The organism is Streptomyces sp. NPDC043427, from assembly GCF_056436655.1.
In genome coordinates, this window is record NZ_JBWKCC010000001.1 from 61,266 (window position 1) to 78,240 (window position 16,975).

13 protein-coding genes are annotated in these 16,975 nt (G+C 69.2%); 7 read left to right on the top strand and 6 right to left on the bottom strand.

Annotated elements, in window-relative coordinates:
• Nucleotides 1-60 precede the first annotated feature (60 nt).
• Nucleotides 61-3,096: an excinuclease ABC subunit UvrA gene (uvrA, locus tag AC067M_RS00285; RefSeq protein ID WP_478694711.1), complete on the bottom strand. Its 3,036-nt coding sequence runs from the start codon at nucleotides 3,094-3,096 to the stop codon at nucleotides 61-63.
• A gap of 223 nt (nucleotides 3,097-3,319) precedes the next feature.
• Here uvrA and AC067M_RS00290 point away from each other — a divergent pair, with 223 nt between their 5' ends.
• The 5 genes from AC067M_RS00290 to AC067M_RS00310 all read left to right on the top strand — a co-directional run bounded on the left by AC067M_RS00290 (nucleotide 3,320) and on the right by AC067M_RS00310 (nucleotide 7,538).
• On the top strand, nucleotides 3,320-4,006 hold the full coding sequence (locus AC067M_RS00290; RefSeq protein ID WP_478694712.1) for a maleylpyruvate isomerase family mycothiol-dependent enzyme: 687 nt from the start codon (nucleotides 3,320-3,322) through the stop codon (nucleotides 4,004-4,006).
• Between the two features lie 10 nt (nucleotides 4,007-4,016).
• Nucleotides 4,017-4,673, top strand: coding sequence for an MBL fold metallo-hydrolase (locus tag AC067M_RS00295; protein WP_478694713.1), 657 nt, complete (start codon nucleotides 4,017-4,019; stop codon nucleotides 4,671-4,673).
• A 296-nt stretch (nucleotides 4,674-4,969) separates the two neighbouring features.
• Nucleotides 4,970-5,854: an ABC transporter substrate-binding protein gene (locus tag AC067M_RS00300; protein WP_478694714.1), complete on the top strand. Its 885-nt coding sequence runs from the start codon at nucleotides 4,970-4,972 to the stop codon at nucleotides 5,852-5,854.
• Nucleotides 5,851-6,789, top strand: coding sequence for an amino acid ABC transporter permease (locus AC067M_RS00305; RefSeq protein WP_478694715.1), 939 nt, complete (start codon nucleotides 5,851-5,853; stop codon nucleotides 6,787-6,789). The genes AC067M_RS00300 and AC067M_RS00305 overlap by 4 nt, the downstream gene beginning before the upstream one ends.
• Nucleotides 6,786-7,538, top strand: a complete 753-nt coding sequence (locus AC067M_RS00310) for an amino acid ABC transporter ATP-binding protein (protein ID WP_478694716.1) — start codon at nucleotides 6,786-6,788, stop codon at nucleotides 7,536-7,538. Before AC067M_RS00305 ends, AC067M_RS00310 begins: the two co-directional genes overlap by 4 nt.
• Before the next feature lie 25 nt (nucleotides 7,539-7,563).
• Here AC067M_RS00310 and aroQ read toward each other — a convergent pair whose 3' ends face one another.
• Nucleotides 7,564-8,037, bottom strand: a complete 474-nt coding sequence (aroQ, locus tag AC067M_RS00315; protein ID WP_478694717.1) for a type II 3-dehydroquinate dehydratase — start codon at nucleotides 8,035-8,037, stop codon at nucleotides 7,564-7,566.
• 85 nt (nucleotides 8,038-8,122) lie between these two features.
• On the opposite strand from aroQ, the gene AC067M_RS00320 reads away from it, so the two are divergent.
• Nucleotides 8,123-9,169 carry a S66 family peptidase gene (locus tag AC067M_RS00320; protein WP_478694718.1) on the top strand — a complete coding sequence of 349 codons (1,047 nt, stop codon included), beginning with the start codon at nucleotides 8,123-8,125 and terminating at the stop codon, nucleotides 9,167-9,169.
• A 112-nt stretch (nucleotides 9,170-9,281) separates the two neighbouring features.
• Complete coding sequence (locus AC067M_RS00325; protein WP_478694719.1) at nucleotides 9,282-10,553, top strand: MFS transporter; 1,272 nt, start codon at nucleotides 9,282-9,284, stop codon at nucleotides 10,551-10,553.
• A gap of 90 nt (nucleotides 10,554-10,643) precedes the next feature.
• Here the strand turns inward: AC067M_RS00325 and AC067M_RS00330 are convergent, their stop codons facing one another.
• The 4 genes from AC067M_RS00330 to uvrB all read right to left on the bottom strand — a co-directional run bounded on the left by AC067M_RS00330 (nucleotide 10,644) and on the right by uvrB (nucleotide 16,936).
• Entirely contained in the window at nucleotides 10,644-11,645 is a 1,002-nt protein-coding gene (locus AC067M_RS00330) for a TerC/Alx family metal homeostasis membrane protein (RefSeq protein WP_478694720.1), read from the bottom strand.
• 288 nt (nucleotides 11,646-11,933) lie between these two features.
• The gene (locus AC067M_RS00335) at nucleotides 11,934-14,003 is read right to left on the bottom strand and encodes a TerD family protein (protein ID WP_478694721.1); all 2,070 of its coding nucleotides are present in this window, start codon (nucleotides 14,001-14,003) and stop codon (nucleotides 11,934-11,936) included.
• 53 nt (nucleotides 14,004-14,056) lie between these two features.
• Complete coding sequence (locus tag AC067M_RS00340; protein ID WP_478694722.1) at nucleotides 14,057-14,635, bottom strand: TerD family protein; 579 nt, start codon at nucleotides 14,633-14,635, stop codon at nucleotides 14,057-14,059.
• A 156-nt stretch (nucleotides 14,636-14,791) separates the two neighbouring features.
• Nucleotides 14,792-16,936, bottom strand: coding sequence for an excinuclease ABC subunit UvrB (uvrB, locus tag AC067M_RS00345; protein ID WP_478694723.1), 2,145 nt, complete (start codon nucleotides 16,934-16,936; stop codon nucleotides 14,792-14,794).
• Nucleotides 16,937-16,975 lie beyond the last annotated feature (39 nt).

Genomic DNA, 16,975 nt, shown 5'->3' on the forward strand with positions numbered 1-16,975 from the left:
GGGGGAGTTCCCGCGGGGCGCCGTACCGTTTTGATGGCTGGGCCTTGCCGTCCTAGAGCCTCAGGCTTTGCGGGCCCGCGCCGTCTTCTTCGCGGGTGCGGCCTTCTTCGTGGCCCCGGCCGCCTTCTTCGTGGCCGTGTTGTTGGCGGCCGTCGTCTTGGCAGTGGCCGTCTTCTTCGCCGTGGACTTGGCGGCGACCGTCTTCGTGGCCGACCTGCTCCGCGGCACCTTGACCGGTTCCGCGTCGCTGATCCGGTCCGCGCCGAGGATCTCGCGCAGGAACTTGCCCGTGTGGCTGGTCGGGACTCCCGCGACCTCCTCGGGGGTGCCCTCGGCGACGACGAGGCCGCCGCCGGCGCCGCCCTCGGGGCCCATGTCGACGACCCAGTCGGCGGTCTTGATCACGTCGAGGTTGTGCTCGATGACGATGACCGTGTTGCCCTTGTCGACCAGGCCGCCCAGGACCGTCAGCAGCTTGCTGATGTCCTCGAAGTGCAGACCGGTGGTCGGCTCGTCCAGGACGTAGACCGTGCGGCCGGTGGAGCGGCGCTGCAGTTCGCTGGCGAGCTTCACACGCTGTGCCTCACCGCCGGACAGGGTGGTCGCGGACTGACCGAGCCGGACGTAGCCGAGGCCGACGTCGTTCAGCGTCTTCAGGTGGCGGGCGATCGCCGGGACGGCCTCGAAGAAGTCCATGGCTTCCTCGATCGGCATGTTCAGGACGTCGGCGATGGACTTGCCCTTGTAGTGGACCTCCAGGGTCTCCCGGTTGTAGCGGGCGCCGTGGCAGACCTCGCACGGGACGTACACGTCCGGGAGGAAGTTCATCTCGATCTTGATCGTGCCGTCGCCCGCGCAGTTCTCGCAGCGGCCGCCCTTGACGTTGAAGGAGAACCGGCCGGGCATGTAGCCGCGGACCTTGGCCTCGGTGGTCTCGGCGAACAACTTGCGGATGTGGTCGAAGACGCCGGTGTACGTCGCCGGGTTCGAGCGCGGGGTGCGGCCGATGGGCGACTGGTCGACGTGCACGACCTTGTCGACGAGGTCGTCGCCGTCCACGCGGGTGTGCCGCCCGGGCACGTTCCTCGCGCCGTTCAGCTCGCGGGCCAGATGCGTATACAGGATGTCGTTGACCAGCGTCGACTTGCCCGAGCCGGACACACCCGTGACCGCGGTGAACACGCCCAGCGGGAAGGACACGTCGATGTCCTGGAGGTTGTTCTCGCGGGCGCCGTGCACCGTGAGCTGCCGGGACGGGTCGCGCGGGCGCCGGATGTCGGGCAGCGGGATGGACTTCCTGCCGGACAGGTACTGCCCGGTCTGCGACTCGGCGTTGGTGAGCAGCTCCTTCAGGGAGCCGCTGTGCACGACCTTGCCGCCGTGCTCACCCGCGCCGGGGCCGATGTCGACGATCCAGTCGGCGACCTTGATGGTGTCCTCGTCGTGCTCGACGACGATGAGCGTGTTGCCCATGTCACGCAGACGGACGAGGGTCTCGATCAGTCGGTGGTTGTCACGCTGGTGCAGGCCGATGGACGGCTCGTCGAGGACGTACAGGACGCCGACGAGTCCGGAGCCGATCTGGGTGGCCAGGCGGATGCGCTGGGCCTCGCCGCCGGAGAGCGTGCCGGCCGCGCGGTTGAGCGAGAGGTAGTCCAGGCCGACGTCGACCAGGAACCGCAGCCGCTCGTTGACCTCCTTCAGCACCCGCTCGGCGATCTTCTTGTCGCGGGCGTTGAGCTTGAGTTCGCCCAGGAAGTCCGCGCAGTCGCTGATGGACATGCTGGAGACCTCGGCGATGGACTTGTCCATGATCGTGACCGCGAGGACGATCGGCTTCAGGCGCGTGCCGTCACAGGTGGGGCAGGGCACCTCGCGCATGTAGCCCTCGAAGCGCTCGCGGCTGGCGTCGCTCTCGGCCTCGCTGTGCCGGCGCTTGACGAAGGGAACGGCGCCTTCGAAGGGCGTGGTGTAGACGCGTTCGCGGCCGTACCGGTTGCGGTAGCGGACCTCGATCTGCGTCTTGTGGCCGTGGAGCAGGGCCTTCCTGGCGCGCTGCGGAAGGCCCGCGAAGGGGATGTCCGTCCGGAATCCCAACGCGTCCGCGAGGGCGCCGATCAGGCGGCCGAAGTAGTCCTTGGTGTGACCGTGCGACCAGGGGTGGATGGCGCCCTCGTCGAGGGACTTGTCCTCGTCGGGGACGATCAACTCGGGGTCGACCTCCATGCGCGTGCCGATGCCGGTGCAGTCGGGGCAGGCGCCGAAGGGCGAGTTGAAGGAGAAGGAGCGGGGCTCCAGCTCCTCGAAGGAGAGGTCGTCGTAGGCGCAGTACAGGTGCTCCGAGTACATGCGCTCGCGCTCGGGGTCGTCCTCGGGGAGGTCGACGAAGTCGAGCACGACCATGCCGCCGGACAGGCCGAGGGCGGTCTCGACGGAGTCGGTGAGGCGGCGCTTGGCGGAGTCCTTCACCGTGAGGCGGTCGATGACCACCTCGATGGTGTGCTTCTCCTGCTTCTTGAGCGTGGGCGGGTGGGCGAGCTGGATGGTCTCGCCGTCGACCCGCGCGCGGCTGTAGCCCTTGGTCTGGAGGTCGGCGAAGAGGTCGACGAACTCTCCCTTGCGCTCGCGCACCAGCGGCGACAGCACCTGGAAGCGGCTCCCCTCCGGCAGCTCCAGGACCCGGTCGACGATGGCCTGCGGCGACTGGCGCGAGATCGGTCGGCCGCACTCGGGACAGTGCGGCTTGCCGATGCGGGCGAACAGCAGGCGGAGGTAGTCGTAGACCTCGGTGATGGTGCCGACCGTGGAGCGCGGGTTGCGCGAGGTCGACTTCTGGTCGATGGAGACCGCCGGGGAGAGACCTTCGATGAAGTCGACGTCCGGCTTGTCCATCTGGCCGAGGAACTGGCGGGCGTACGAGGAGAGCGACTCCACGTAGCGACGCTGCCCCTCGGCGAAGATGGTGTCGAAGGCCAGCGAGGACTTGCCCGACCCCGACAGGCCCGTGAAGACGATGAGCGAGTCGCGCGGCAGGTCGAGCGAGACATTCTTGAGGTTGTGCTCGCGCGCGCCACGGACGATGAGACGGTCGGCCACGCCGGTCCGCACCTTTCTTGAGAGAAGTGACAGGGGCGGGGCCCCCGTGCTTTCTCAGACTAGGGGGAGCCACTGACAACGCCGGTCGGATTCACCGAGTGACAACAATCCCCGACCATCCAGCATGCCCGACGCCGCCACCGACCATATAGCACGCGCATTCGATTTGCGGGCCCGGTCTGCCGCCTTCACCCGAAGGAGTGGCGGGGCTAGGGTCGGCACCATGATTGATCACGCGCATGACCTGGCGTCTGTACGTGACGCGACCGAGCGGCTGCTCACCGCAGTCGCCAAGTTGGACAACGCGTCCGTCGCCGAACCGTCACTCCTTCCGGGCTGGAGCCGCGGCCACGTCCTCGCCCATCTGGCCCGTAACGCGGACGCCCTCGTGAACGTCCTCGGCGGCCGCCCCATGTACGCCTCCGCCGAGGCCCGGGACGCCGACATCGAGCGGGACGCCCCCCGCTCCCTGGAGACCCAGATCGCGGACGTGCGCGAGAGCGGGGCCCGCTTCCAGGAGGCGGGGGCCGCGCCCGCGGACTGGTCGCGCACGGTGACCCTGCGCAACGGCGTCACCGACTCCGCCTCCGCTGTGCCCTTTCGCCGCTGGGCCGAGGTCGAGCTGCACCATGTGGACCTCGGTATCGGCTACGAGCTGGAGGATCTGCCGGCGGAGTTCACGGAGCGGCAGATCGACTTCCTCGCCCACCGGTTCACCGGGCACCCCGACGTGCCGCCCACCCGCCTCACGGACGGCACACGCGCGTGGAGCACGGGCCGGGAGGCGGGCACGCCCGAGGTCACCGTCACGGGGACGTCGGCCGAGCTGCTCGGCTGGCTCGCCGGCCGCCGCGGCGGGTCCGGACTGACCGTCGGCGGCGGACCGCTTCCGGCCCTCCCCCCGCTATAGGCTGACGGCCATGACGTACAGCGGAGAGGTGACGGTCGGCGGCCCCGCCGACGTGCATGAGCTGAAGGACCTGATGATCAGCAAGATCGCGGTGGGTCCGATGAACAACAACGCCTACCTGCTGCGCTGCCGGGCCACGGACGAGCAACTGCTGATCGACGCGGCCGCCGAGGCCGGGACCCTGATCGGCATGATCGGCGGTGACGGCATCGCGTCCGTCGTGACGACCCACCAGCACGGCGACCACTGGCAGGCGCTCGCCGAGGTCGTGGCGGCCACGGGCGCCCGGACGTACGCCGGCCGGGAGGACGCCGACGGCATCCCCGTACCGACCGACGCCCTCGTGGACGACGGCGACGTCATCCGGGTGGGGCGCGTGGAACTCACCGCACGCCATCTCGTCGGCCACACGCCGGGCTCGATCGCCCTCGTCTACGACGACCCGCACGGGCACCCCCATGTGTTCACGGGGGACTGCCTCTTCCCGGGGGGTGTGGGCAACACCCGCAAGGATCCGAAGGCGTTCGCCAGCCTGATCCACGACGTCGAGACGAAGATCTTCGACGTGCTCCCGGACGAGACCTGGGTCTACCCGGGACACGGCAACGACACCACGCTGGGCGCGGAACGGCCGCACCTGCCGGAGTGGCACGCGCGCGGGTGGTGAGAGTTCCCCATGCAGGGGGCGCGCGTCATTGGAAACGCGCCCCGTGTGAATCGCGCACACACACCCGTGCCCTGTGCGCGCTCCCGGCGTAGATGGTTGCGCGGTCAACTGGTCTTAGCCCCGCGAAGGATGACGGCTCCTGAGCGGTATGGGTCGCCGGTCTACCGATCCCCGCCCTCGACCGGCGACCCAGGCGAAGGCGGAGGCGTTCACGTGAAGGCAACACACGTTCCCACTATGCGGACTCAGGTGGGTGTGACCTCGACAAACGCGGATTTCACTGCCACTCTCCCGCCATGCACCCTGCCCCGCGCGTACTGCGCCGCGCCCTCGCCGCGGCCACCGTAGCCCTTCTCGCCACCGCCGTCGGCTGCGCTCCGCAGCCGGAGGAGAAGGCGGCCGACACGCCGTCCGCCTCGGACGGGAAGACCTGCGCCCCGGGCAAGTTGGCCACCAAGACCTCCGGCAAGCTGACGATCGCCACCGACGAGCCGGCGTACGAGCCGTGGTTCAAGGACGACAAGCCGGCAGGCGGCGAGGGCTACGAGTCGGCGGTCGCATACGCCGTGGCGAAGCAGCTCGGCTACGACAAGAGCGCCGTCGTGTGGCAGAGCGTCCCCTTCAACAAGGCCTTCGCGCCGGGCGAGAAGACCTTCGACTTCGACATCAACCAGGTGTCCATCAGCGACGAGCGCAAGAAGGCCGTGGACTTCTCCTCCGGCTACTACGACGTGCGCCAGGCCGTCATCGCGCTGAAGGACTCCAAGGCGGCGAAGGCGACGAGCGTCGCGGACCTGAAGGATCTCAAGCTGGGCGCCCAGGTAGGCACCACCAGCCTCGATTACATCGACGACGTGGTGAAGCCGAAGCAGGCGGCGGCCGTGTACGCGAAGAACGACCAGGCCAAGTCGGCGCTGAAGAACGGTCAGGTCGACGCCATCGTCACCGACCTGCCGACCGCGTTCTACATCACCGCCGCCGAGGTGACCGACGCGAAGGTCGTCGGCCAGTTCGAGAACCAGGGCGGTACCCCGGAGCAGTTCGGGCTCGTGCTCGACAAGGGCAGCGCGCTCACCTCCTGTGTCACCAAGGCCGTGGACGCCCTCCGTGAGGACGGCACGCTCGCGGACCTGGAGAAGCGGTGGCTCTCCGACGCCGTCGACGCCCCGGTGCTCAAGTGACGGTCACGAAGGACGAGTCCGGCCGGGAGGGCGCGGACGACAGGGGTGACGTGTCCGGTGGCGAGGGTGCCCGCCCGGAGGCCGGAGACGGGTACGTCCCTTCGCAGCGGCGCCTGGAGCGCGAGCGGTACAAGCGCGTCCGCGCCCGCCGCGCCACGGGTGTCGCCGCGCTCTCCACCCTCGTCACGGGCGTCGTCCTGTACCTGGTCGTCGTCAACGCGCCCGGCTGGCCGCGCACCAAGGAGACGTTCTTCAGCGGGCAGTACGCGCGCGAGGCGTTCCCGAAGGTCCTCGAAGGGCTGTGGCTGAACGTCCGGCTGCTGCTGATCTGCGGCGCCGCGGTGCTGGTCCTCGGCATGCTGATCGCGATCGCCCGTACGCTGCGCGGCCCGGTGTTCTTCCCGCTGCGCGTGCTGGCCGCCGCGTACACCGACTTCTTCCGTGGCCTTCCGCTGATCATCAACCTGATGATCGTGGTCCTGGGCGTCCCGGCGCTGCGGCTCCAGGGCGTCACCGTCGACCCGGTGCTGCTGGGCGGAACGGCGCTGACACTGACGTACTCGGCATACGTCGCCGAGGTGTTCCGCGCCGGCATCGAGTCCGTCCACCCCTCGCAGCGCGCCGCGGCCCGCTCGCTCGGCCTCACCAACCGGCAGGCACTGCGGTACGTCGTCCTGCCCCAGGCGGTGCGTCGTCAGGTACCGCCGCTGCTCAACGACCTGGTGTCGCTCCAGAAGGACACCGGGCTCGTGTCGATCGGCGGCGCGATCGACGCCGTGCGCGCCGCGGACATCATCGTGGGCCGCAGCCTCAACTACACGCCGTACATCGTCGCGGGCCTGGTCTTCGTCGCGTTGACCATCCCGATGACCCGCTTCACCGACTGGGTGACGGCCAGAATGGACCGTCAGCGGGCCCAGGGAGGATCCCTATGAGCGACGCGCCCGTGCTGCGCATGGAGTCCGTCCGTAAGACCTTCGGCGAGTCGGTCGTGCTGCGAGGCGTCGATCTGGAGGTCGCCCCGCACACGGTGACCGCGCTGATCGGCGCCTCCGGCTCCGGCAAGTCGACGCTGCTCCGCTGCGCGAACCTCCTCGAGGACATCGACGACGGCGCGATCTGGCTGGACGGCGAGGAGATCACCGACCCGCGCGTGGACCAGGACGCGGTACGGCGCCGCATCGGTGTGGTCTTCCAGGCGTACAACCTCTTTCCGCACATGACCGTCCTGGAGAACATCACGCTCGCCCCGCGCCGTGTGCACGGCGTGGCGCGCGCGGAGGCCGAGGGGCGTGCGCGGGAGCTGTTGGAGCGGCTCGGGCTCGCCGCGAAGGCGGGCGAGTACCCGGACCGGCTGAGCGGCGGCCAGCAGCAGCGGGTCGCGATCGTGCGCGCCTTGGCCGTACGCCCCCGGCTGCTGCTCCTCGACGAGATCACCGCCGCCCTCGACCCCGAGCTTGTAGGAGAGGTGCTGAACGTCGTCCGGGATCTGAAGGGCGACGGCATGACCATGGTGCTGGCCACGCACGAGATGGGCTTCGCCCGCGAGGTCGCCGACCAGGTTTGTTTTCTGGACGGAGGTGTGGTGCTGGAGCACGGCACCGCCGGGCAGATCTTCGGCGACCCGCAGCGGGAGCGCACACAGCGCTTCCTGCGACGGATCGTGGAGGCGGGCCGCTTGTAAGGACCGCGTGCCTGGTCGACGGGACTTACGCGTCGGCCTGCGCCGCTCCCGCCAGCGCCGCGACCCGCTCCACGCCGAACACGTACCCCTGCACACCGCAACCCGCGATGACGCCGTCGGCGCGCAGGGAGACGTACGAGTGGTGCCGGAACGACTCGCGCTTGTGGATGTTGGAGATGTGCACCTCAAGGACCGGCAGACCGTCACAGGTGTTGAGCGCGTCCAGAATCGCGACCGACGTATGCGAGTAGGCACCGGGGTTGATCACGATCCCGCAATGGTTCAGCCGTGCCTCGTGGATCCAGTCCACCAACTCGCCCTCGTGGTTGGACTGCCGGAAGTCGACCGTGCCGCCGTGCGCGGCCGCCGCCTTGGCGCACATCGCCTCCACGTCCGCGAGGGTGTCCGAGCCGTAGATCTCCGGCTGGCGCTGACCGAGGAGGTTCAGGTTGGGGCCGTTGAGGATCATGATCGGGGCGTTGGCCAGGGTGCGGGGCACGGTTCCTCCGGTCCGGTGAGGGCGGGCTGCTCAGACCCGGTTTATCACGATGCGACGCGCACGGTACGGACCTTACTCTCCTGGCATGACCATGATCTCGTATCCACCCAAGCCCTCCCCCGGCGACCGCGTAGCCGTCATCTCGCCCGGCGCAGGCCTGCCCGGCCTCTTCCCGCGCCCCTTCGAACTGGGCCTGGAGCGGCTGCGCAAGGACTACGAGCTCGAACCGGTCGAATACCCGGCGACCCGCAGGATGGGCTCGACGCCGCAGGAGCGGGCCGACGACATCCACGCCGCGTTCGCCGACCCGGACATCAAGGCGGTCATCGCGTCGATCGGTGGCGACGACCAGATCACCGTGCTGCCGTACCTGGACAGGGAATTGATCCGGGCGAACCCGAAGCCGTTCTTCGGGATGAGCGACAACACGAACCTGCTCGCGTTCCTGCACCACACGGGAATGGTCAGCTACCACGGCGCGACCGTGATGTGCGAGCTGGGCCGCCCCGGTGCCATGCACCCGCAGACCGCCGATTCCCTGCGAGCCGCCCTCTTCACCTCGGGCGCATACGAACTCAGGCCCGCCAAGCGCTGGAACGACATCAACCGCGACTGGGCCGACCCGGCCACCTTCGACGCGGAGCCGGAGACCCGACCCGGCAACGGATGGACCTGGGAGAACGCCGACCGGGTTGTGGAGGGCCGCAGCTGGGGCGGCTGCCTGGAAATCCTCGGCTGGCTGCTCATGGCCGACCGAGAGATCGCGCGTGACCTCTCCGAGTACGACGGAGGGGTGCTGCTTCTGGAGACCTCCGAGGACATGCCGAGCGCGACGGAGGTCTTCTACACCATGCGGAACATGGGCGAGCGCGGGCTGCTCCAGCGCTTCTCCGCGCTGCTGATGGGCCGGGCGAAGACCTGGTCCTTCGAGCGTCCCAACACCCCGGAGGCGGCCGATCGTTACGCTGCCGAACAGCGCGAGGCCGTCCTGCGCGCCATGCGCGCCTACGCTCCCGACACCACGATCGTCTTCGACGTGGACTACGGGCACACCGATCCGCAGCTCGTGATCCCCTACGGGGGCATCGTGCGCGTCGACGGGCCCGCCCGGCGCATCACCGTCACCTACTGACGAGGGCACCTAACTGACGAGCGCCGAGCGCCTCCGCACGCCCCCGTAACCCTTGATCACCGTGGGTGGTTGACGCGGCATGCACGACGTACGCACCGTAAGGACACCTTCCATGCTGCGGCTCGCGGCCGCCTCCCTCGCCGGGACCGCCATCGAGTTCTACGACTTCTTCGTCTACGGAACCGCGGCTGCCCTGATCCTGGGGCCGTTGTTCTTCCCGACCTTCTCGCCGGTCGCGGGGACACTGGCTGCCTTCGGGACGTTCGGCGTCGGCTTTGTGGCACGGCCGTTGGGGTCGGTGCTGTTCGGGCACATCGGCGACCGGCACGGGCGTCGACCGGTCCTCGTCGGTTCCCTGCTGCTGACCGGCGGCTCTACGGTCGCGGTCGGTTGCGTACCGGCGTACGACACGATCGGGTTGGCCGCCCCTGTGCTGCTCCTCGTCCTGCGGTTCCTGCAAGGGCTGGGCCTCGGCGGGGAGTGGGGCGGGGCGGTGCTGCTGACCGCTGAGCACGCTCCTCCCGAGCGGCGTGGGCTGTGGTCCAGCTTCCCGCAGGTAGGCCCGGCGGTTGGCTTCGTGCTCGCCAACGGAGTGGTGCTGGCCCTGGCAACCACGCTGTCCGACGCGCAGTTCGCGCAGTGGGGGTGGCGTGTGCCGTTCTGGGCGGCGGGGGTGCTGGCCGTGCTGGGCCTGTGGCTGCGTTCGTCGCTGGTCGAGAGCCCGCGCTTCCTGGAGATCGAGGACCCCGCGCGCGTGCCACTCGCCGAGGTGGTGCGGGACCACTGGCGACTGGTCCTGCTGACCGCGGGGGCACTCACGGTCGGGTACGCGCTCTTCTACGCCGTGACGACATGGTCCCTCGCCTACGGCACCGAACGGCTCGGGGTGAGCCGTACGGTCATGCTGGCCTGCATCATGGCTGCGGTGGTGGTGAAAGGGGCGCTCACTCCCCTGGTGGCGATGCTCGGCGACCGCGTCGGACGTCGGCCGCTGTGCCTGACGGGGTGTGCCTGCGCGGCTGTGTGGATGCTGCCGATGGTCGCGCTCTTGTCGACGGCTGAGCCGTTGCTGATGTTCCTCGGTTTCCTGGGCGCGATGGTCTCGTTCGTCATCATGTTCGCGGTGATCGCCGCGTATCTCCCGGAGTTGTACGAGGCCCGGGTGCGGTGCACGGGTGCCGCGGTGGGCTACAACCTCGGAGGGGTCCTCGGGGGCGCGCTCACCCCGATCGTGGCCACGGCGTTGGCGGAACAGGGCGGGCGGGTGCCGTGGGGCGTGGGCGCGTATTTGACGGCCGTCGCCCTGTTCAGCCTGGGGTGCTTCGCGCTGCTGCCGGAGACACGGCCGGTACCGGTGGTGACAGAGGCGGCGGCTACGGGTTGACGCCCGGAGCGCTCCGGGCGCACCGGGAACAGCGGGCCCGGCAGTCGCGAACTGCCGGGCCCGCTCCTCCTCTTACCGCGGGTGCCTATCTCAGACGTCGATGCTGTCCTTTGAAGCGCCTTCGCTTCCCGACTGCGCCGCCTCGACCTCCGCCTGCTTCTTCGAGGCCCTGAGGCTGGTGATCGTGGTGACGATGAGGACCGCGCAGATCACTCCGAGCGAGACGGGGATGCTGATCTCCGGGACATGGACCCCGGACTCGTGCAGTGCGTGCAGCACCAGCTTGACGCCGATGAAGCCCAAGATGATCGACAGGCCGTACGACAGGTGGACCAGCTTCCTCAGCAGGCCACCGATGAGGAAGTACAGCTGCCTGAGGCCCATCAGCGCGAAGGCGTTGGCGGTGAACACGATGTACGGGTCCTGGGTGAGGCCGAAGATCGCGGGGATCGAGTCGAGCGCGAACAGGACGTCAGTAGTGCCGATCGCGAGCATCACGACCAGCATCGGGGTCATGACCCGCTTGCCGTTCTGCTGGATCCACAGCTTGGTGCCGTGGTAACGGTCGGCGACACCGAACCTGCGCTCGGCGGCCTTGAGCAGCTTGTTCTCCTCCCAGTCCTCGTCCTCCTCGTCGGCCCGGGCCTCCTGGATGAGCTTCCAGGCGGTCCAGATCAGGAAGGCGCCGAAGAGGTAGAACACCCACGAGAAGCTGGCGAGGATCGCGGCGCCCGCGGCGATGAAGATCGCCCGCAGGACCAGGGCTATGAGGACACCGATGAGCAGGACCCGCTGCTGGTACTGCGACGGGACGGCGAACTTCGCCATGATCAGGACGAAGACGAAGAGGTTGTCGACGCTCAGCGACTTCTCGGTGATGAAGCCGGCGAAGAACTCGCCGGCGGGCTGGCCGCCGCCGAAGACGAGCAGTCCGAGTCCGAAGAGTCCGGCGAGAACGATCCAGACGACCGTCCAGATACCGGCTTCCTTGATCGAGACGTCGTGCGGCTTGCGGCCGATGAAGAAGTCGACCGCGATCAGGGCGGCAAGGCCCACGATGGTAAGGACCCACAGGGTCACGGAAACATCCACTGCGCCTCCGGCAGTACGTAACGGCAGGTAATCAGCGTCGTCGCGCTGCCGGAGGTCTCTTCCACCCCGGACTCCCGAGCGCTGGACGCGCCGGGAGTCCACGGGCCGACGCCCCGGGATCTGGCCTGATCCGTATTGACGGGTACGCCGCAGCAGATAGGGAGTACTCCCCTCCGTACGGAAAACAGTACCCCAATCACCAAGGAAAGGTAAAGGGATAAGTAAAAGAAGTCCCAAACTCGCTGGTCAGACCGCTTTACGAGTGCTTGGGGAAGGTGTGGGCAGCCGTCACTGGTTCCATGAGCGCCGGGCTGCGGCGACCTGGTTGAGCACGTGCTGGAGGACCTGGCTGCCCGGCGGCACGAGCGAGGGTTCGTACGTCCAGGTGTGGCCCACCCACGGGTCGGCGAGGTGGTCGTCGGCGACCGGGGTCAGCCGCAGCAGCGAGCGCCACAGCGGGTCCAGCAACGGACCGTAAGCGGCGGCGTCCTCGCGGTCGGCGACCATCATCAGGTGGACACCGACGGCCGGGCCCTCGTCCGCGAGGTAGCGCAGTTGGGTCACGGCACGGTCGTCGAATCCGTGCGGGAAGTCGTTGACGACCAGCAGCTGCTGCGAGGTGTCGAACCCGGGCGGGAGCGAGTCGGCGGCACCGCCGCGCACCGCCATCTGGACCAGGTCGACGCGCTGGGTGAGCCGGGCGAGGACGTCCGCCACCCCCGCGGCCCCGACGGCGGGCGGGCCCGCGAGAACGCCGGACTGCACCAGCGGCACCAGTGTCTGCGCCCCCGAACCGGCCGGGTCGGCGACATGCACCGTGAACTCGCCGGCGGGGTGGGCCGCGAGCAGCCGGGCGATCTGGGCCACGGCCGTCTCCATGGCCAGGCGGCGCAGGTCGTGGGAGTCGGCGATCGAACCGTCGGACGATCCGGTCCGTCCGCTGTCTATCCACAGACCGCGTTCCAACGGCAGCCGGACCAGCATCGGGATGCGCAGCCGTTCGGCCTCGGGCAGATGGAGTTCGCCGAGGCGCAGGGCCATGGGCATCTCCATCGGGACGCGGTAGCCGTGCCAGACGGGGTTGTCCCAGCCGGCGTACGCGGGCGGCAGCGCGGGTTCGACGACCTCGGCCTCCGCGGTGAGCTGGGCGATGTCCCGGTCCAGGACCTGCTGGGCCTGGTCGACGAGCTGGGCGTGCTTGGCGCGGGCCGCCTCGCGGGCGGCGTCGCCCTGCCCGCCGATCCGGCTGCGCGGGTCGGACAGGACCTGGTCGAGCTCCTTCTCCATGCGGGAGTCGGCGAAATCGACGGCGCTGCGGTAGGCGGCCGTGGTGCGGGCCAGGTCCTCGAACATGCCCCACACCTGGTTGTAGAGCCGCTCTTCCATGGTCCAGCCGGTCGCATCACCGGCGACGGGCCGCGCGGGCTGACCGGGCGGGGCCGGGTGCGCGGTGGGCGGAGGCGGCGGAGGCGTGTTCTGACGGCGCGGGTGGCTGTAGTTGACCGGGCCGCCGGCGGTGGGCGTGGGCGACTGGCCGCTCGTGGCAGGGTCCGTGGGGGACGCGCCTGTCGGGTAACCCGCTGGGGTCCCCGCGGTGTTCTGGCCCGGGGCACCGTAGGGCGAGCCGCCCTGATCGGGGGCCGTGTAAGGCGAGCCGCCCTGTTCCGGGGCCATGTAGGGCGAGCCCCCTTGGTCCTGGGTCGCGTAGGGCGAGCCGTTCTGGTCGGGGCCGAGTGCCGGTGCGGCCGCCTGCCGGGAGCGGTCGCCGTCGGCGGTACGTGGTGGGGGTGCCGCGACCGAGCGGGCCGCGCCCCGGGCGACCGCCTCGTTGATGCTGCTCGCGAGCTGCTGGGCCTGCGGTACGCCCTGGTCGGCGAAGAGCTCGGCGAGACCACCGGCGTACCCCTGGCCGACGGCGCGCACCTTCCACGCGCCCTGCCGACGGTAGAGCTCCAGCGCGACGACCGCCGACTCGGCGTCGAGACCGGTGATGGTGTAGCTGGCGACCTCGGTGCCGTCCGGTGCGGCGACCGCGAGGAAGGGGGCGGCCACCGCTGCGAAGGTGGCCGGTCCGCCGACGCCGCTGGGCAGGGCAAGCAGCACGGTGACACGGTGGACGGCCTCCGGCACGGCGTCCAGGTCCACCGCGAGCCGGTGGTCGGCTGCCGCCTGCCGGGAGACCTCGAGCCCGGGCAGGGTGGGCGCGCCGGGGTGCGCCACCCACTCGACGCCGTGGACCTTGCCCTGCTCGTCGCCGAGCGTGGCGCCGGCCACGATCGGCTTGCCGGCCGAGACCCGTATCTCGAGGCGGGCCTGGGAGAGCGGGTGGTTCTGCCCCCGCACCAGCTCGGCCGTCATCGCCTTTCGTCCCCCTGTGTCGTTGTGAAGTCGTGTGCTGCTCGCCGGGCGCCCTACAGGTGCGGCAGGATCGCCGGCATCAGGTCCTGGAAGGTGCGGCCGTTGGCCGGGGTGCCGAGGGCCGTCATCGTCCAGCCCGGGCCCGTCCGGTGCACCTTCGCCATGATCTGGGCCGTGTAGGCGCCGCCGCCCGCGAGCGTGTACCGGGCGAGCTCCTGGCCGTTGGTCTCGTCGACCAGGCGGCAGAACGCGTTCTGCACCTCCTGGAAGGTCTGGCCCGTGAAGGAGTTCACGGTGAAGACGATCTGGTCGATGTGGACCGGGATGCGCTGCAGGTCGACGAGGATCGCCTCGTCGTCGCCGCCCTGGCCGACACCGCCGACGAGGTTGTCGCCCGTGTGGCGCACGGAGCCGTCGTCGCTCACGAGGTGGCGGAAGAACACGACGTCGACCGGCTGCTTGTCCGCGAACAGGACGGCCGAGGCGTCGAGGTCGATCTCCCGTGTACGCGAGCCGAACAGGCCGCGCCGCGGAGCCGCCTGCCAGCCGAGACCCATGCGCACCGCGGTCAGGCTGCCCCCGTCGTTCTTCTGCAGACTGATGGCCTGACCCTTGGTCATGTTGACGGTCACGCGCTGATTCCCCTCTCGAACTGTCCCCTGTTGCCGCGAAGAGCCGCGGTTGACCAGAACACTACGCAGGGGCACTGACAGTGCCGTACTCAGGCCCGCACTTTGTGTCGGGTTTGCAACACAGCGCGCTACGCCTGGGTCCGGCGGGACGGAAGGTCAGGCCAGGCCCGCCTCCTTCATCTGGCGCAGCTCCTTCTTCATCTCGGAGACCTCGTCGCGCAACCGGGCCGCGATTTCGAACTGGAGGTCGGCCGCTGCGGCGCGCATCCGCTCCGTCAGCTCCTCGATCTGCTCGGCGAGTTCGGCCGCGGGGCGGTCGGTCGGCACGGTCGCCTTGGCCTTGCCCTTGGCGGCCTTCGCTTTCGCGCCCTTGGCTGCCTTGTCGCCGAGGGAGGGCACGGGGGCCTTGGTGCCGCGGCCGTCCTTCTTCGCGCGGTACCCCGTGCCGAGGAGCTGTTCGGTGTCGACGTCCTCGCGGGCGATCTGCGCGACGATGTCGTTGATCTTCTTGCGGAGCGGCTGCGGGTCGATGCCCTTCGCCTTGTTGTAGGCGATCTGCTTCTCGCGGCGGCGGTTGGTCTCATCGATCGCCCGCTCCATGCCGGGGGTGATCTTGTCGGCGTACATGTGGACCTGACCGGAGACGTTGCGCGCCGCGCGGCCGATGGTCTGGATCAGCGAGGTGCCGGAGCGCAGGAAGCCCTCCTTGTCGGCGTCGAGAATCGCCACGAGGGACACCTCGGGCAGGTCGAGGCCCTCCCGCAGGAGGTTGATGCCGACCAGGACGTCGAATTCGCCGGCGCGCAGTTCGCGCAGCAGCTCGACGCGGCGCAGCGTGTCGACGTCGCTGTGCAGGTAGCGCACCTGGATGCCGAGCTCCAGGAAGTAGTCCGTGAGGTCCTCGGCCATCTTCTTGGTGAGCGTGGTGACCAGGACGCGTTCGTCCTTCTCGACGCGGGTGCGGATCTCGTGCACCAGGTCGTCGATCTGGCCCTCGGTGGGCTTGACGACGACCTCCGGGTCGATGAGGCCGGTGGGGCGGATGATCTGCTCGACGACGCCGTCCCCGCGCGACAGCTCGTACTTTCCGGGCGTCGCAGACAGATACACGGTCTGCCCGATGCGCTCCTGGAACTCCTCCCACTTCAGCGGACGGTTGTCGAGGGCGGAGGGCAGACGGAAGCCGTGATCGACGAGAGTGCGCTTGCGGGAGGCGTCACCTTCATACATGGCACCGATCTGCGGAACCGTGACGTGGGACTCGTCGATGACGAGAAGGAAGTCGTCCGGGAAGTAGTCGAGCAGGGTGTTCGGCGGGGAGCCGGGCGAGCGGCCGTCGAAGTGCATCGAGTAGTTCTCGACGCCGGAGCAGGATCCGATCTGGCGGAGCATCTCGATGTCGTACGTCGTGCGCATCCGCAGGCGCTGGGCTTCCAGGAGTTTGCCCTGCTTCTCCAGTTCGGCAAGGCGCTCGCCGAGTTCCTTCTCGATGTCGTTGACGGCCCGCTCCAGGCGCTCGGGGCCGGCGACATAGTGGGAGGCCGGGAAGACGTACAGGTGCTCGTCGTCGCTGATGATCTCGCCGGTGAGCGGGTGGAGCGTCGACAGGGCCTCGATCTCGTCGCCGAACATCTCGATGCGGACGGCGAGCTCCTCGTAGACCGGGAAGATCTCGATGGTGTCGCCCCGGACGCGAAAGGTGCCGCGGGCGAACGCCATGTCGTTGCGCGTGTACTGGATGTCGACGAATCGGCGCAGCAGGTCGTCCCGGTCGATCTCGTCGCCGACCCGCAGGGGGACCATGCGGTCCACGTACTCCTGTGGAGTACCGAGGCCGTAGATGCAGGAGACGGAGGCGACCACGACGACGTCACGGCGAGTGAGCAGGGAGTTCGTCGCGGAGTGACGCAGGCGTTCGACCTCCTCGTTGATCGAGGAGTCCTTCTCGATGTAGGTGTCCGACTGCGGGACGTACGCTTCGGGCTGGTAGTAGTCGTAGTACGAGACGAAGTACTCGACGGCGTTGTTCGGCAGCAGCTCGCGGAACTCGTTCGCCAGCTGGGCGGCCAGTGTCTTGTTCGGCGCCATCACGAGGGTGGGGCGCTGAAGCTTCTCGATCATCCACGCGGTGGTGGCGGACTTGCCGGTGCCGGTCGCGCCGAGGAGGACGACGTCCTTCTCACCGGCCTCGATGCGCCGGGCCAGGTCGGCGATGGCCGTCGGCTGGTCGCCGCTGGGCTGGTAGGGGCTGACGACCTCGAAGGGCGCCACCGTGCGTTCGATGTGGGAAACGGGCCGCATGGATCCACCGTACGACCCGCCACTGACAACCGGGGCCGG

Excerpts from the sequence above, each read along its gene's own strand:
- AC067M_RS00320 (WP_478694718.1), top strand. The coding sequence starts at position 8,123 with ATGACCATGATCTCGTATCCACCCAAGCCCTCCCCCGGCGACCGCGTA.
- AC067M_RS00290 (WP_478694712.1), top strand. The coding sequence starts at position 3,320 with ATGATTGATCACGCGCATGACCTGGCGTCTGTACGTGACGCGACCGAG.
- AC067M_RS00295 (WP_478694713.1), top strand. The coding sequence starts at position 4,017 with ATGACGTACAGCGGAGAGGTGACGGTCGGCGGCCCCGCCGACGTGCAT.
- AC067M_RS00325 (WP_478694719.1), top strand. The coding sequence starts at position 9,282 with ATGCTGCGGCTCGCGGCCGCCTCCCTCGCCGGGACCGCCATCGAGTTC.
- AC067M_RS00310 (WP_478694716.1), top strand. The coding sequence starts at position 6,786 with ATGAGCGACGCGCCCGTGCTGCGCATGGAGTCCGTCCGTAAGACCTTC.
- AC067M_RS00300 (WP_478694714.1), top strand. The coding sequence starts at position 4,970 with ATGCACCCTGCCCCGCGCGTACTGCGCCGCGCCCTCGCCGCGGCCACC.
- uvrB (WP_478694723.1), bottom strand. The coding sequence starts at position 16,936 with ATGCGGCCCGTTTCCCACATCGAACGCACGGTGGCGCCCTTCGAGGTC.
- AC067M_RS00335 (WP_478694721.1), bottom strand. The coding sequence starts at position 14,003 with ATGACGGCCGAGCTGGTGCGGGGGCAGAACCACCCGCTCTCCCAGGCC.